This is a genomic window from Methylophaga sp. UBA2012, from assembly GCF_002335235.1.
GTDB lineage: Bacteria > Pseudomonadota > Gammaproteobacteria > Nitrosococcales > Methylophagaceae > Methylophaga > Methylophaga thalassica.
Genome location: NZ_DDCG01000006.1, coordinates 25,726 through 40,889, shown reverse-complemented (window position 1 = coordinate 40,889; position 15,164 = coordinate 25,726). Strand labels below are relative to the sequence as shown.

The 15,164-nt window shown below is 44.0% G+C and carries 14 protein-coding genes; 12 read left to right on the top strand and 2 right to left on the bottom strand.

Translation table 11 applies throughout. The annotated features are described in order from the left end of the window. From B2248_RS06430 to B2248_RS06420, 3 genes are all read left to right on the top strand, one after another. A partial coding sequence (locus B2248_RS06430; protein WP_286722472.1) for a redoxin domain-containing protein occupies positions 1 to 339 on the top strand: 339 nt, incomplete at its 5' end. 74 nt (positions 340 to 413) lie between these two features. Next, complete coding sequence (ahpF, locus tag B2248_RS06425) at positions 414 to 1,988, top strand: alkyl hydroperoxide reductase subunit F (protein ID WP_273181953.1); 1,575 nt, start codon at positions 414 to 416, stop codon at positions 1,986 to 1,988. A gap of 154 nt (positions 1,989 to 2,142) precedes the next feature. After that, entirely contained in the window at positions 2,143 to 4,233 is a 2,091-nt protein-coding gene (locus B2248_RS06420) for a hypothetical protein (protein WP_273181949.1), read from the top strand. 27 nt (positions 4,234 to 4,260) lie between these two features. Here the strand turns inward: B2248_RS06420 and B2248_RS06415 are convergent, their stop codons facing one another. Together B2248_RS06415 and B2248_RS06410 are read right to left on the bottom strand one after the other, a co-directional pair. Next, the gene (locus B2248_RS06415; RefSeq protein ID WP_273181947.1) at positions 4,261 to 4,926 is read right to left on the bottom strand and encodes a response regulator; all 666 of its coding nucleotides are present in this window, start codon (positions 4,924 to 4,926) and stop codon (positions 4,261 to 4,263) included. After that, complete coding sequence (locus B2248_RS06410; RefSeq protein WP_273181945.1) at positions 4,923 to 6,287, bottom strand: HAMP domain-containing sensor histidine kinase; 1,365 nt, start codon at positions 6,285 to 6,287, stop codon at positions 4,923 to 4,925. The genes B2248_RS06415 and B2248_RS06410 overlap by 4 nt, the downstream gene beginning before the upstream one ends. Before the next feature lie 305 nt (positions 6,288 to 6,592). Here B2248_RS06410 and B2248_RS06405 point away from each other — a divergent pair, with 305 nt between their 5' ends. The 9 genes from B2248_RS06405 to B2248_RS06365 all read left to right on the top strand — a co-directional run bounded on the left by B2248_RS06405 (position 6,593) and on the right by B2248_RS06365 (position 15,155). Further along, a complete protein-coding gene (locus tag B2248_RS06405) occupies positions 6,593 to 7,612 on the top strand; it encodes an AAA family ATPase (RefSeq protein WP_273181942.1) in 1,020 nt (339 codons plus the stop codon). 5 nt (positions 7,613 to 7,617) lie between these two features. After that, the gene (locus B2248_RS06400; protein ID WP_273181939.1) at positions 7,618 to 8,508 is read left to right on the top strand and encodes an MxaS protein; all 891 of its coding nucleotides are present in this window, start codon (positions 7,618 to 7,620) and stop codon (positions 8,506 to 8,508) included. Between the two features lie 11 nt (positions 8,509 to 8,519). Beyond that, positions 8,520 to 9,353, top strand: coding sequence for a hypothetical protein (locus tag B2248_RS06395; protein ID WP_273181936.1), 834 nt, complete (start codon positions 8,520 to 8,522; stop codon positions 9,351 to 9,353). Then, on the top strand, positions 9,350 to 10,366 hold the full coding sequence (locus tag B2248_RS06390) for a vWA domain-containing protein (RefSeq protein ID WP_273181933.1): 1,017 nt from the start codon (positions 9,350 to 9,352) through the stop codon (positions 10,364 to 10,366). Before B2248_RS06395 ends, B2248_RS06390 begins: the two co-directional genes overlap by 4 nt. Further along, positions 10,359 to 10,898, top strand: coding sequence for an MxaK protein (locus B2248_RS06385; RefSeq protein ID WP_273181931.1), 540 nt, complete (start codon positions 10,359 to 10,361; stop codon positions 10,896 to 10,898). The genes B2248_RS06390 and B2248_RS06385 overlap by 8 nt, the downstream gene beginning before the upstream one ends. Next, the gene (locus B2248_RS06380) at positions 10,895 to 11,830 is read left to right on the top strand and encodes a VWA domain-containing protein (protein ID WP_273181928.1); all 936 of its coding nucleotides are present in this window, start codon (positions 10,895 to 10,897) and stop codon (positions 11,828 to 11,830) included. Before B2248_RS06385 ends, B2248_RS06380 begins: the two co-directional genes overlap by 4 nt. A gap of 95 nt (positions 11,831 to 11,925) precedes the next feature. Next, the gene (locus B2248_RS06375; RefSeq protein ID WP_273181926.1) at positions 11,926 to 12,945 is read left to right on the top strand and encodes a vWA domain-containing protein; all 1,020 of its coding nucleotides are present in this window, start codon (positions 11,926 to 11,928) and stop codon (positions 12,943 to 12,945) included. Positions 12,946 to 13,044: 99 nt separating this feature from the next. After that, the gene (gene rmuC, locus B2248_RS06370) at positions 13,045 to 14,649 is read left to right on the top strand and encodes a DNA recombination protein RmuC (RefSeq protein ID WP_273181923.1); all 1,605 of its coding nucleotides are present in this window, start codon (positions 13,045 to 13,047) and stop codon (positions 14,647 to 14,649) included. After that, entirely contained in the window at positions 14,646 to 15,155 is a 510-nt protein-coding gene (locus B2248_RS06365; protein ID WP_273181921.1) for a L,D-transpeptidase, read from the top strand. Before rmuC ends, B2248_RS06365 begins: the two co-directional genes overlap by 4 nt. Positions 15,156 to 15,164: the final 9 nt, after the last annotated feature.

Below are 15,164 nucleotides of genomic sequence, written 5' to 3'. Positions count from 1 at the left end.
CACTTCACTCACAAAGCATGGCACGATGCATCAGAAACCATCAAAAAGATTAAATTCCCAATGATTGGTGATCCAACAGGTGTTATCAGCCGTAACTTTGAAGTGATGATTGAAGAAGAAGGTCTGGCTCTTCGCGGTACATTTATTGTTAACCCAGAAGGTATTATCAAAGCCGCTGAAATTAATGACCTGGGCATCGGCCGTAATGCCAAAGATTTAGTTCGCCGTGTACAAGCTGCACAATATGTTGCAACTCACGATGGTGAAGTATGTCCTGCTTCTTGGCAGCCAGGTGAAGAGACTCTGTCTCCATCATTAGACTTGGTTGGCAAAATCTAATCAGGCTATATCGACCTGTCCGGGCTTTGCCCGGGCAGCGTCACTAAACTACTTATAGATTAAGGTAAATTATTATGTTGGATGCAAATATCGCCGGACAACTGAAAGGTTATCTGCAAAACATCAAACGCCCAATTGAATTGATTGCGGCATTAGATGACAGTGCTAAAGCGACTGAAATGCGCGATCTATTGCAAGAAATCGCCGATATGTCAGCGGACATCAGCTTTATTGATGATGCTGATAGCGATTCACGTAAACCGTCGTTTCAGATTAAACAACCCGATGGACAGGAAAAAATTCGTTTTGCCGGTATTCCTATGGGCCACGAATTTACATCGCTGGTGTTGGCTCTGCTACATGTCGGTGGGCATCCAACAAAACTCGATCAGGAAGTGATCGACCAGATTAAAGGGCTGGAAGGGGAATATCACTTTGAAACGTATATTTCGCTTTCATGCCAAAACTGCCCGGAAGTGGTGCAGGCATTAAATGTGATGGCGGTTCATAACCCGAATATTTCGCACACCATGATTGACGGTGCGTTATATCAGGAAGAAGTGGATCAGCGAAAAATCATGGCGGTGCCTACTGTTTATTTAAATGGTGAAAATTTTGGTTCAGGCCGTATGAGTCTGCCTGAAATTATTGCCAAATTAGACAAGGGTGCGGTTAAACGCGAGGCAGAAAAAATCAGTGCGAAAGAAGACTTTGATGTACTGATTGTCGGTGGTGGTCCTGCCGGTGCGTCAGCCTCTATTTATGCTGCACGTAAAGGGATCCGCACAGGTATCGTGGCTGAACGTTTTGGCGGTCAGGTGATGGATACTATGGCGATTGAGAACTTCATTTCTGTCAAAGAAACTGAAGGGCCTAAGTTAGTAGCGGCTTTAGAAGAACACGTCAAAGAATATGAAGTGGACGTGATGAATCTTCAGCGTGCAAAAGGTCTGAAAAAGAATGGCAAGATGATTGACGTTGAGCTGGAAAGTGGAGCGACGCTGTCTAGTAAAACTGTCATCTTAGCGACCGGGGCACGTTGGCGTGAACTGGGTGTGCCTGGTGAGAAGGAATACCGTGGTCATGGTGTTGCCTATTGCCCACACTGCGATGGTCCATTATTTAAAGGTAAACCCGTAGCGGTGATCGGTGGTGGTAATTCCGGTGTGGAAGCAGCCATTGATTTAGCCGGTATTGTGGGTCACGTCACACTCATTGAATTCAATGGTGAGTTACGTGCTGATGCCGTGTTACAGAAAAAGCTGTTCTCGCTTGATAACGTTGAAGTTATCACCGGTGCCCAAACAACGGAAATTACCGGCGATGATGGCAAAGTTAATGGGTTGGTTTATATCGATAGAGCGACTGAGCAAGAACACACGGTTGAATTAAATGCCGTGTTTGTTCAGATTGGTTTGTTGCCGAATACCGATTGGTTAAAAGGCACTATCGAATTAAGTAAATTTGGTGAGATTGAAATTGATAACCATGGTCAAACCTCATTACCCGGTGTATTTGCCGCAGGTGATGTAACCACCATTCCATACAAGCAGATCATTATGGCGATGGGGGATGGTGCCAGAGCTGCGCTGGGAGCATTTGATTACCTGATACGTAATGATTTTGACGATAAAAGTGAAGCAGCCTAGGACTTAATCCTGTTTGTTTCATGAATAAAAGCCTGCTGACAAATGTCAGCGGGCTTTTTTTTGCAAAGTACTTAACGTTTTTGCAAAAACGGTTTTTGTTTGATGTTGTTTTGTTGCACCATGTTAGCTTTTTTGAATAGGGCAGGGAGGTGTAATGAAAAAAGCATTTTTTGTATTAGTCATTATCGTTATTGCTGGGCTGGGTGTTTGGAAATACAAACAACAGCATTCTTCGACATCAGCGATTGTGCAGTATGTGCCTGATGACACAGCATTTTACATGGGTGGAACGACGAGCAAGTCCTTAGCTGATTTTTTAGTTGACTCGCCAATTTTAGGTTTTTCTCCATCAGAAAAACGCGCTTTAAATGAAATTCAGTCAGAACTCTTAATGTCTGATACGCCTGCCACAAAATTTCTAAATGCCTTATTGACCGACTACACTGAAAACACAGATGGCACTTATGGTGCTTTTAACGACTATTTTGGTTTGGCTTCTGAAGGTGACTATGCGGCTTACTTACACGGTTTAGTCCCTGTCATTAATATGCCCATAGCGGATAAACAAAAAATCGTTAATCTGTTTAAAACCATCTCAGAAAAAGCGGGCGTGAGTTTTCAGGAAAAAACCGTGGCTCAGCAATCGGTTTTAAGTTGGGTAATTGATAAAAATGATCTGCAACTGATTCTAGCCACAACAGATTCTTCCGCTATTGTGACGATGATCACCCCTAAAGATTCGGAGACCGACATTGATGAGCGTCTCGCCCAGAAACCCGTACCTGTTTCTTTTGAGAAAACCTTAGCGGATATTCGCGAGCAGCAAGGTTATACCAATGATTTGGTATTCATGTTTGATATCGAAAAGTTAATGAAAGGCCTGTTCACAGCTGATAATTCAAGAGCTTCACAAGATTTCAAACGCTATTTTTCTGACACGCCATTAGCCAAAAGAGCAATGAATGACCCTGATGCTCAACTTTGTCAGGCTGATACCTTGAAACTGGTTAGTCAGGCGCCACGCGTGTTGATGGGTTATAACGATATGGAAGTGAAAGGTAATCAACTCATTGCCAATGTGAGTGCATTACTGGAAATAAACAATGAGATGGTCATTAATGTGCTGGAAAGTCTGCAGGGCCATATTCCAAACCATATCTCTGATCCAAGCGATAAGATTACCAGTATGGGACTCGCGCTGGATATGGATAATCTGACACCTGGCATAACAAAGTTATGGACAGCATTCACTAACGCTGATTTTAGTTGTCCAGATCTGCAAGAGGCTCAACTTAAGTCTAAACAGATGAGTCCGATGATGTTGGGCGCATTTACGGGTATGGCTCAGGGAATAAAAGGTGTTGGCCTGTCATTGTTTGATTTAGAGCTGGATGCTGAGAGTGAGCTTCCTCTGAAACTCGATTTTTTATTCAGTGTTGAAACCACCAATCCAACCGGGATTTTATCGTTACTACAAATGGTACCTGAACTGGCTAGTATCCGTATACCAGATGATGGTAGCGAAGTGACTTTAGATCTGCCATTACCCGTGGACTTCCCCGTGTATGCCGCTATCAAAGGCTCACATGTGGTTGTTTATAGTGGAGAGAAAGGGAAACAGGCTGTCGCAGCAATCAGTTCTGAAGACCTAAGCCCAAATGCGCTAGGCTTCGGCTCAAGCATGAACTATACAAAATTGGTTGAGCTTATTGAAAAGACTGACTTTAGTGCGTTGCCAGGAACCAGTATGGAAGGGTGTATGGAAATGTACTCTGCACTGGACACTCTCCGTGGTACGGAAATGCAATTAAGTTATCAAACTGCAGTGAATAAACGTGGTTTGGGCCTTGAAAGTACCATTACATTCAACAAACCACAGATGAAAGTCAGTGATATCAATATTACAGGCCAGTGGAAAACCGCTTATCTGGATGATACCTGTCACTGGGTTTCAGATGGTGCTGAGCAATGGAATGAGGACGGCACGGGTAGTTATAAGGAAAACAATGACGCAGCAAGCTGTGACCTGTACAAATCTAACTACCAATGGGACAAAAATGGCAGAACACTTACGCTGACTGATATCTCAGCACCACAATACCGTGATTCTTGCCAGGATGAGTGGCAGCAGGAAGAGACTAAAGAAACACTGGTGTGTGAAATGATCAATATCAAAGAAGACAGCTTTCAATGTCTGTATTTCATGGATGGAAGTGAACCTTTTATCTATCAATACACACGTTAATACCTTATGGTTCAGATAATCATTTGATTACGTTGCCTCGTCAACCAGCTCTAGCAGGTTGACGAGGTTCATTTTTATGGCGAGGCGAGTCAGTTCAATATCGCTGTTCACCCCTAATTTCTTTTTAATGATGTAGTGTGAGTTGGCTACCGTTTTTGGGCTGATGTTCAATAATTCAGCTATTTCCTGACTCGATTTAGCCTCGAGCAGAAGTCTTAATATTTCAAACTCCCTAACGGTCAGTTCATCAATGGCTGACTGATCTTGGCCTAATTTTTCCATTGCCAGCGCCTGAGCGATATCGGCACTTAAGGTATGTTTATTATTGCTTATCTGCACGATGGCACGAATCAAAACTTCCGGATCACTGCTTTTAGTAATATAACCCAGCGCGCCAGCGCGAGTGGCTTGTAGGGCAAAGCTGGGATTTTGGTGCATGCTGAATACCAGGACTTTCGCCTGATTATCAAACTGTCGAATCCGTTCAATGGCTTTCAGACCACTTTGACCGGGCAGGGAAATATCCATCACTACTACATCAGGACGATGTTCTTTATAGAGAGAGTAGGCCTCAGCACCATCACACGCTTCAGCAATGACTTCGAAATTGGCTTGTTTCTGTAATAATGCACGGTAGCCTTCTCTGACGATGGCATGATCATCAACTAACATAATTCGAATAGAGTTGCTCATAGTTTGGCTTCCGGTTTTGGGTTCATGGGCAAGATAATGGTGACAACCAGACCACCGTTGGTTTGTGTATCCAGACTGAGATCACCTCCTAGGGCTGCTACACGTTCATGGATACCGAGTAAGCCCAGACCGTTGCTGCTGGAAAAGGCACTTAAATCAGCGATACCATCATCTTTAATGATCAATGATAAAAGTGTGCCATCTTGAATATCCAAGACAACGTTAGCGTGTTCGGCACCGGCATGTTTGGCGATATTGGTTAGGCATTCCTGCACGATTCTGTAAACATGCACGGCCAATGTTTCTGGTAACTCATCTATATTGCCAGTCAGCGATAAGGTGTAACTGGTTTTCCCTGAACTACGTTGATTCCAGCTTTTTATGAGTTGTTTCAAACTGGTTTCCAGTCCGAGCTCATCCAGTTCGGCTGGCCGTAAACGTGTTAACAAATCACGCAGTGCACTCATCATGTGGCTAGTGATATGACGGATCGAATGTATTTCCTCAACTAATTCAGGACAAGAGGTTTTTGCTGTCTGTGACACGGAAGTGGTGACGGCATTTATACCCGCGAGACATTGACCAAACTCATCATGTAGCTCACGTGAAATATAACGATGTTCCTCTTCCTGCGTGTTCATAATCTTAATAGACAGCTGTTTGTTTTCTGCCAGAATATTTTGCTGAGTATTGACCAATGCATTGATTGCATGACTGGTGCGTTTCCACTCAGCGATATCAAAGTCAGGTAAGCGAACAGACAAATCACCAGCGCGCATTTTTTCCAAGCCGCTAACGATATCTTTTGCCGGTTTTAGCATACGATTGATGGTGATAAATACCAGACAACATAAAGCCAGGATGGTCACCACAAGCACACCCAAAGCAGCCTGTAAGTTGTGCCAGGCACGGGCTGTTTCAATATCCACATTTAACGTCACCAGTATCGTTCCGTACTTTATTGCATTAAAGCTGACAGAGCGTTTCACTTCCACGCCAGGGTTAAAAAACTGTGCATAAAAATGGCCGAACCAGATGGGATAGTTTTTATTCGATGTTTGTGTTGCGTTGCATAAGCTGCGTTGGCGACTTTGTGTACGAGATAAAAACTGAGTACATGAACCGGGCACACTTTCAATTTTTTGCCACAAACCGATATCAGGGAAAGACTGAGAAAAATCATAACGTTGAAACATCTGTAACAGTTGTTGTCTGATCTGATGTTCAATTCGGGTCGCAGTCGACTCAGCCTCACTTAATGCCTGTTGATTTGTTTGATATAAGACATACCAAGCGCTAGCGATAAGGCAGATAACAGCAATAATCAAAATCCGCACAAAGAGTTGGAGTTGTAGATTCATCCGTTTTTCACTAATACAAAGATAGAGCTAGTCTAGGAGCAATCCATGTATCTGCAAAGCGCTGTTTCAGGCATCGGGAAATTTGCCCGATGATGCTAGGCATATTTCAGCTGAACACAGATTAGGATACAGTTCTAATAGCATTCATTGATTGAACATGGTTCGCATCTAAACGCATTTATTTTTTTATGTATAACGAAGCGGTCTGAGTGAGGAATTAAATAGATTAATTTTTGATTCACAATGACTTTTTGTAAATGGACTTGCTAAAGTAACAAAACAAAAAACCAATAAGGGGAGAGAAAATGGCTGAATCTCAGCTTTTACAAACAGCGAGACAACACGCGCTGGAATTAGAAGATGTTGTTAACAAGGTAGTTGTTGGTCAAAAAGAAGCCGTTCGGCTGATTTTAATAGCTTTGCATGCTCGTGGTCACGTGTTGCTGGAAGGTGGTGTCGGTGTGGGTAAAACCACGTTACTGCGTACCTTTTCAAAAGCACTGGGCGGTTCCTTTGGTCGTATCGAAGGTAGTGTGGACTTAATGCCTAATGACCTGCTTTATAGCGCCTGGGTTAACGCTGAAGGTAAACCTGTGATTGATCCGGGTCCGCTGATTAACCATGGTGAAGAAACCGCGGTATTTTTCTTTAACGAAATTAATCGTGCCCGTCCTCAGGTTCAGTCTTTATTACTGCGTGCCATGGCAGAGCGAAGTGTTGAAGCCTTTGGTAAAGAATATCGTTTCCCGCATATGGTGGTGTTTGCAGATCGTAATGCCGTTGAAAAAGAAGAAACCTTTGAACTCAGTGCAGCAGCACGTGACCGTTTCTTATTCGAAATTAATATCAGCCGCCCAACAGACGATGCGATTCGTCGCCAGCTTATTTTTGATCCAGCCTTCCATGATGTTGATCAGCTATTGAGTAATATTGGAGAGCCATTACTGGATTACCAGCAATTAAACGCACTGGATCACGACATTCAACGCGCTATTTTTGTGTCACCAGAAATTGAAAACTACGTGGTGCGATTATGGGATGCCAGCTGGACTCCGCATGAGTTAGGTATCGAGATGCCTGATATTTATGTGGAAGATTTGGTGGTTGCTGGCGCCAGCGTACGTGGTATGTCAGCCATGGTGAGAGCGGCAAAAGTGGCGGCCTGGCTTGATGGCAGAGATCATGTTCTACCGGATGATATTCATACTGTCCTATTACCTTCGATGACGCACCGCGTCTTCCTTTCACCAGTATATGAAGGTCGACGTGAACAAATTATGCCGCAATTTGTTCGAGCACTTCGCGATCATATTGCGACACCTTAAGTCGTATGGCTACCAGAAACCTGCCTCAGCAGGAGTTTGTTTATCGTTTCCCAGATAAGGTGTTTAGCCATGTGCCTGGTGCTCACAGCGGCACAGCATTAGGTAGTGGTGATCGTTTTGCTGGGTTTGCTGACTTGTTTGATTACCCTGATCCACGGCGCCTGGACATTCGTGCCAGCTTGCGTCAGCAGGCAGCGGATGTCACACAGCAGAGTCAGCAGCGCTGGTTGGTAAAACGTTATCAGCAGCGTGCTTCCGTCACTCTGTGGTTAATGTCAGATATCAGTCAATCTATGACCGTATCCAGTGTTAATCATGAACGATTGGCTAAGTTGGCCCATATGATTGCCCATAGTGCAATTGGTATTGGTGATCGTTTTGCCATGACAGCCTTTGATAGTGAATGGCGTCAGGACATGACGATTATGCCGACCAGACAACGTAGTATGCCCGCGTTTGCAGCTGAACGGTTGATGGGCGCTGCTAAACCAAAAGCGGCGGGTGCGGCCGGACTGACACAGGCAACAGATCTGATTAATAGTAAACGGGCCATGATCTTTCTAGCCTCTGATTTCTGTTTTGATCTCAGTTTGTTAGAACAAAGTCTGCGCAAATTATCTCAATACACGGTGATTCCGATTGTATGGCGACATGATGATGTTGATCATTTTCCGTCTCACGCAGGTTGGGCTGAAACGCGAGATGCAGAAACGGGGCAACGGCATAGCGTGTGGATGCGACCCAGTATTAAGAAGCGTTGGCAACAGCAGATGGAGGATCATTTTTCTCAACTTTCAGCCTGTTTTATGCGTTATCGCATCAGACCGCTTTATGTTGAGGGTGATATCACACCACAGCAGTTGACCGAATATTTTTACGCCATGAAAAACTCATAGGAATGCAGACAATGCGATTATTTGCTCTGTTTTTATTCACTCTGGTGACAACTAACGTGTATGCGGAAGATGTCACTATTCGTTTTGATCGTAGCTGGGGATTACTGGTCGGTGACCAAATCCATGCAACGGTCAATTTACCTGTTGATAGCAGTCAACTTGAGGAACACTCTCTGCCTCAAGTTGATAAACGTTATGGACCTTGGGTTCAATTATTAAAGCGTGAGTCAGAAGGTTCTGTTATGTCATTGACGTTTCAGATAATTAATGTGCCTGCTCATACCCGCGATGTAAAAACACCTGAACTGGAATTGCGTACACAGGATGGTCAGTTTTTAACGATTCCTGCAGCGACAATCGAGTTGGGCTCGTTTCTACCCAATGCGGAAGGTAGCAAACATCAGCCGCGTGCCGATGCGGTGTTACCTGCACAGAGTCATCAGCAACTGCTGACAAACTTGTGGATTGCCATTGCTGTCTTGCTGTTATCCATTCTGATCTGGCTGGCCTGGCACTTTGGTTTACGTCCACGCCATCGTCTGCCTTTTGCAACGGCGGTGTTTGAGCTGAATAAGATGCGTTTTCTCGGTCGCAAAAATGCCGATGAAGCCAGTCGTCAGTTACACCATGCATTTAATCGTTGTGCCGGACGTGTGCTTGTCAAAAATGATCTGCCACTCCTTTGGGCAGAATGTCCGTGGCTGGAACCCTTAGCTGCAGACATTGAAAGCTTTTATCAGCAATCGGCAAGTCACTTTTTTAGTCGCGAACCGATGGAACAAAAAAGTTTTGCAGAATCACTCGAGCTGGCTAAAAAATGTCGTGCTAAGGAGAAAATGGCATGATGTTAGCTGGCTTTGAATGGGATCATGCCTGGCTATTACTTTTATTGCCATTGGCATTATTACCCTGGTTCAATCATAACCTCGACAAAACGGTGGCGTGGGTGAACCTTGTGCCGGTTGACCCATTATCACGAGTCATCAATCTCACACTAAAAACACTGTCTTCACTAGCCATTGCCTGTCTGATTATTGCTCTGGCTGCACCAAGCCTGCCAGAACAAAAAAGGGAGCGTGTCGGTGAAGGGGCTGAGATTGTCTTATTGTTAGATCGCAGCCGAAGTATGGATGATCCTTTTGCGGTTAAAACACAGGCAGCGTCGGTGAGTGTGGGGGGCGATAACTCCAAGCGTAATGTCGCCCGCGATTATTTAACCGAGTTTGTCAAAAATCGTCCGGATGATCGTTTTGGTTTTGTATTTTTCAGTACCAAAGCTATCAATCTTTTACCGCTAACTTATGACAAAGAGGCAGTATTAGCAACCATTAATGCCAATGCTTTGGGTAAAGGTTTATCCGATACCAATATGGCTGAGGCACTGTTAAGCAGTGCCAAGATGTTTGAAGGTCAGCCTTATCGTGGTTCCCGGATTGTTTTATTGGTGTCTGATGGTGGTCAGATATTAACGGATGAGGCAAAAGAAAAAATTACCAAGATTTACCGTGAAATGAACCTGACTATCTACTGGATATATCTCAAATCCAGACAGGAGATGACACTCGAAGCAAGTGATAATGACAACTTGTTATGGGTTGATATTCCGGAACGGAAATTACATACATTCTTTAAATCTATAGGTGTGCCATATCGTGCGTTTGAGGCTGGTTCTTTAGAGAGCTTTGCTGACGCCTTAGCCGAAATCGACAGACGCCACTATCAAACCTTGATTGTGGAAGAAACGCTGCCTCATGAACCCAAGGAAGATGTTTTTCTTTGGTTGGCGATGTTAGCAATGTTGTTACTGGCAAGTTCACATTTATATACATGGTGGGGAGTGAAAAAAGCCCATGAATAAAAAATTACAAACATTACGTTTTGTGCTGATTTTATTGATTATTTGTAGTGCTGCTTCGGCGATTTATCTTGGCATTAAACTGTGGCAGGAAATACAAATCGAACAGTACATTGCTTCACCTTCCAGTAGTGAAGAAGTCCCTGATGATCCAAGAGCACATTTTGCCAAAGCGGCTGATTTTGAGAAGCAGGATAAACATGAGTTGGCACTGGATCAGCTAACCATTGCTTTGGGTGATGCCCCTAAAGATCTGATGCCTCTGGCTTATTACAACCGTGCCAATATCAATTTACGGACCGCATTAGAAATGACGGAAGCGGATGCACGTCAGTTGCCTTTGATTGAATTGGCGAAGCAGGATTTTCGTAGTGCTCTGGCTATCAATCCTGATATGTGGGATGCCCGCTATAATCTGGAAGTGGCTTTACGGGCTGTACCTGAAGATCCGGATGTGAATCCTGACTTTGAGAAAAACATTATCAGTAGTCAGCGTTCTATCGAGAGTAAAGCGTTTAAGGTAGATCTTCCATGATACTGAGTTACCAAAAACGTATTTTGCTGACGGCTATCATTATGCTGACAGCTTTAATATTAGTGATGGCGGCTTTATGGTTCCCACTGGTCAAGCGTGATGTCAAAATTATGGACGCTATTTTTGTCCTTGATATCACTGACAGTATGAACGTGAAAGACGCTGAAATTGATGGTAAAAAAGTCAGTCGTCTGGCTTGGGCCAAAGAATTTACGCGCAGGACATTGTTAGAAATGCCATGTGGTGCTCATGCCGGGCTCGCCATTTTTAGTGAAGCCAGAAGTTTGATTCTGATGAACCCGGTAGAAGTCTGTTCTTCTTATCATGATTTGACACAGATGCTGGAGCAAGTCGACCCCTATATGGCATGGGCACGCTCTAGTGAAGTGTCGAAAGCGGTCTATACTGCGATTCGTCAGGCCAAACAGATTGAGCCAAAACCGACGATTGTCATGCTAACGGATGGTCATGAGTCACCGCCGATTAACCCGACGTTGTTTCCTAAATTTGCTGGCACTCCGGGCGAAATTCATGGGATTCTGGTCGGCGTGGGGGGAGATGAACTACTGCCTATACCTAAAACCAATGATAAGGGTGTGATTGACGGTGTCTGGGGTGTGAATGAAGTCATGCATGAAGATGTTTATGCTTCCATGCGATCAGATAAAGATGTGCAGGTGAATAGACCCAGAACTGAGCATTTATCATCACAGAAAAAATCACATTTATCCACATTGGCGAATCGCGTCGGATTTGCTTTTGTGTCTTCCCCTAACGATCCGGTTGATTTGGTAGACACCATTCGTGATGAGTCCAATACCCGTGAGCAAACTATTGATTACGACTTATACGCCTGGTTTTCCGGAGCAGCTTTGATTCTGATTTTATTAGTATTTTTGCCATACAGGTGGTTTGTACGAACAGACGATTAATGACTAAATGGAATAACCTATGTTTGACATGGATTGTCATTTTCACTTGATGTTGTGTCAGCGCTCCCCAGTGTATAGCAGTGTGGGAGCGACTGATGTCTGAGCTCAGTTGGGCTCATCCTGTCTTTTTTTACGGACTGCCATTGGCTTTATTGCCCTGGCTTTTTCAAAACACGACAAAAAAAATAGCCTGGCAAGGTTTTATACCGAAAGATAACTTGTCAGGCATTCTTTCCGTACTCAGCAAGTTAGCCACTTCAGTCGTGATGATTTGCCTGATTTTAACGCTGGCAGATCCATATATTCCCGAACAAATTGTTGAACGCACCCGTCAAGGGGCAGAGTTTGTCATTTTATTAGACCGCAGTCGTAGCATGGACGACCAATTTGCCCGTCCGCCACGCAATACCTTACAACGCTATACCGGCGTTAAAAAGAGCAAACGCGAAGTATCGCGCGATTATTTGGCTGAGTTTGTGAAACGCCGTCCTGACGATCGTTTTGGTTATGTATTTTTTAGCACCAAATCAACAGAAATATTGAAGCTCACTTATAACAAAGATGCTGTGCTGGCGACTATCAATGCGGGTGGGCTTGGGAGAGGATTATCTCAAACCGATATTTTTCAAGCACTGAGTCTGGCGGTAAATATGTATAAAGACCAACCTTACCGGGGTTCACGAAATATTCTGCTCATTTCCGATGGTGGCCAGATTTTATCGACGGAACAGAAACAATATCTGCAGAAGGTTTTTAAGAAAATGCGCCTGAACTTATATTGGATTTATCTGCGTTCGATGCGAGGCATGACACTGGAACCCAGCGATAATGACAGCCTGCTGTGGATTGATATGCCTGAACGGAAATTGCATAAGACATTTAAAACTCTTGGGGTGCCGTATCAGGCTTTTGAAGCTGGTTCTTTAGATGAATTTGCACAAGCCATTGATGAAATTCATAAACAGCAATCACAGCCTTTGATTGTGGAAGAACGTGTGCCTAAACAGCATCATCATGATGTATTTTTATGGCTTGCCTGGCTGAGCTTATTTCCCCTTATGCTGAGTCGTGTTATCACCGTATGGGGCGTCAAAAAGGCTGCACATAAACACTAGCTAATATCGCATTTCTACGCTGGCTTTGTTATCTTGTAAGGCTTATTCAGCCGTCATATGGAAGGTTGATAAATCACCCTCTAACCAGCAGGAATCACAATGCTAGAAAGTCTGTCACCCGATCAACTTATTGGTTTATTCGTGATTGTTGGCTGTGTTTCTGCTGCACTGGCGTATTTGTTATTTGCCTTGCGTCATAGTCGCAAATTAACCGCCTTGCAATCGCAATTATATGAGTTACAACTCAGTCACAGCCGACAGGAGCAACAGTTACAAACGGCGTTGTCGACCGAGTCACGCTTGACTGAGACAGTAGCTGAATATAAACAGCAGGTTCAGCAGTTAAATCAAAGTCTTGAGCAGACAAAACAACAGTTACATCAGGCCGAAAAACACTTTGAAACTGCTCAGGCTAATAACCAATCTTTACAACAACAATTCACCGATAAAAAGACAGAGCTGCAGCAGCAGTTGGACGCGTTTCAAGAGTTACAACAAGCCTATCATTCACTGTCCAATCAACATACCGAGTTAAAAACGACACTCGAGAGAAGGGAAGAGCATTTCAAAGAACAAATGGCGCAATTGGCTGAAACCAAACAGGCCATGACCAAAGAATTTGAGAATCTTGCCAATAAGATTTTTGAAGAAAAAGGCAAAACATTTACCGATACCAGCAAGTCCAGTATTGATGTATTACTGAAACCGTTTCGTGAGCAAATTGAAGGGTTTCAAAAACGTATCAACGAAGTCCATGATGCTTCGATCAAAGGCAATACCAATCTGAATGCCGAGATCAAAAAGGTATTGGATATCGGTCTGAAAATGAGTGAGGACGCGCATAACCTGACTTCTGCTTTAAAAGGTGACTCTCAGCAGCGTGGTGCCTGGGGTGAGGCACAACTCAGACGTACACTGGAAATGAGTGGCCTGATTGAAGATGCCCATTTTGAAGTGCAAACAGCGTTTAAAGATGCCGAAGGCAAACAGAAACAAACGGATTATTTGATTAAGCTGCCCGATAATAAACACATCATTATTGACAGCAAAGTGTCCTTGAATGCCTATGACCGGGCTGTATCAGCAGATACACCAGAGGCCTACACTGTGGCGATGGCTGACCATGTCAGAGCGGTACGTAAACATATCGACGATTTGGCTTCGAAGGATTACACCAATGTTGTTGGTATGCGTAGTCCCAGCTTTGTGTTGATGTTTATGCCGATTGAACCCGCTTATATTGAAGCACTGAAAAATAATAAAGATTTGTTTGAGTATGGTTATAAAAAAGGCATTGTCCTGGTGTCTCATACCACATTGATACCCATTCTCAGAACGGTATCGAATCTGTGGATGATGGAACGTAGTAATGCTGAAGCACGGGAAATCAGTGAGAAAGCTGGCGATATCTATAATCAGGTTGCGATTGTTGCCGAGCGTTTGCAAAAACTAGGTAATACCTTGGGCACTGTCAGTAATCAATATAATCAGGTCATCAAAGGGATCGCCGGCAAACAAGGGCTTTATGGCAAAGTCGACCGTTTTGGTCAGTTGTCGACGAAGGTCAGTAAATCGTTGCCACAATTAGAAACGGTTGAACGTGATTATGAAACAGAACCGTTAACCATGATTGTTGAAGCAATAGAGGAAGAGGATGAGTCTCATTTATTGCCACATACTGAAGAATCCGTTAATAACGAATGAATAATACCGACCTTATAAAAGACAATGAAGTCTGGCTGGATATTTCGCTGAAAGAGCAGCATTGTTGGCTGCGTCAGCAGGATCAGATATTGTTTGATGCACCTGTGTCTACTGCACTCAATGGCGCTGGTGAACAGAACGGCAGTGGTTGTACACCGCGTGGCTGGCATATTATTCGTGCCAAAATTGGTGAGCATCAGCCTATCAATAGTGTCTTTGTTGGAAGACGTCCGACAGCAGAGATTTTTAGTCAAGCTCTCGCTGATAAATTTCCAGGCCGTGACTGGATTCTCACACGCATTCTCTGGCTCAGTGGATTGGAAGTCGGTAAAAACAGACTGGGAAATGTTGATACAATGCGCCGGTATATTTATATCCATGGCTGTCCTGATTCGCTGCCAATGGGGCAGGCGTTGTCTCATGGCTGTGTCCGTATGCGTAATCAGGATGTGTTGTCTTTGTTTAACCAGGTACAAGCTGGCCTCAAAGTCTGGATCCACGAATAAGGTTAAATC

Excerpts from the sequence above, each read along its gene's own strand:
- ahpF (WP_273181953.1), top strand. The coding sequence starts at position 414 with ATGTTGGATGCAAATATCGCCGGACAACTGAAAGGTTATCTGCAAAAC.
- B2248_RS06420 (WP_273181949.1), top strand. The coding sequence starts at position 2,143 with ATGAAAAAAGCATTTTTTGTATTAGTCATTATCGTTATTGCTGGGCTG.
- B2248_RS06415 (WP_273181947.1), bottom strand. The coding sequence starts at position 4,926 with ATGAGCAACTCTATTCGAATTATGTTAGTTGATGATCATGCCATCGTC.
- B2248_RS06410 (WP_273181945.1), bottom strand. The coding sequence starts at position 6,287 with ATGAATCTACAACTCCAACTCTTTGTGCGGATTTTGATTATTGCTGTT.
- B2248_RS06405 (WP_273181942.1), top strand. The coding sequence starts at position 6,593 with ATGGCTGAATCTCAGCTTTTACAAACAGCGAGACAACACGCGCTGGAA.
- B2248_RS06400 (WP_273181939.1), top strand. The coding sequence starts at position 7,618 with ATGGCTACCAGAAACCTGCCTCAGCAGGAGTTTGTTTATCGTTTCCCA.
- B2248_RS06395 (WP_273181936.1), top strand. The coding sequence starts at position 8,520 with ATGCGATTATTTGCTCTGTTTTTATTCACTCTGGTGACAACTAACGTG.
- B2248_RS06390 (WP_273181933.1), top strand. The coding sequence starts at position 9,350 with ATGATGTTAGCTGGCTTTGAATGGGATCATGCCTGGCTATTACTTTTA.
- B2248_RS06385 (WP_273181931.1), top strand. The coding sequence starts at position 10,359 with ATGAATAAAAAATTACAAACATTACGTTTTGTGCTGATTTTATTGATT.
- B2248_RS06380 (WP_273181928.1), top strand. The coding sequence starts at position 10,895 with ATGATACTGAGTTACCAAAAACGTATTTTGCTGACGGCTATCATTATG.
- B2248_RS06375 (WP_273181926.1), top strand. The coding sequence starts at position 11,926 with ATGTCTGAGCTCAGTTGGGCTCATCCTGTCTTTTTTTACGGACTGCCA.
- rmuC (WP_273181923.1), top strand. The coding sequence starts at position 13,045 with ATGCTAGAAAGTCTGTCACCCGATCAACTTATTGGTTTATTCGTGATT.
- B2248_RS06365 (WP_273181921.1), top strand. The coding sequence starts at position 14,646 with ATGAATAATACCGACCTTATAAAAGACAATGAAGTCTGGCTGGATATT.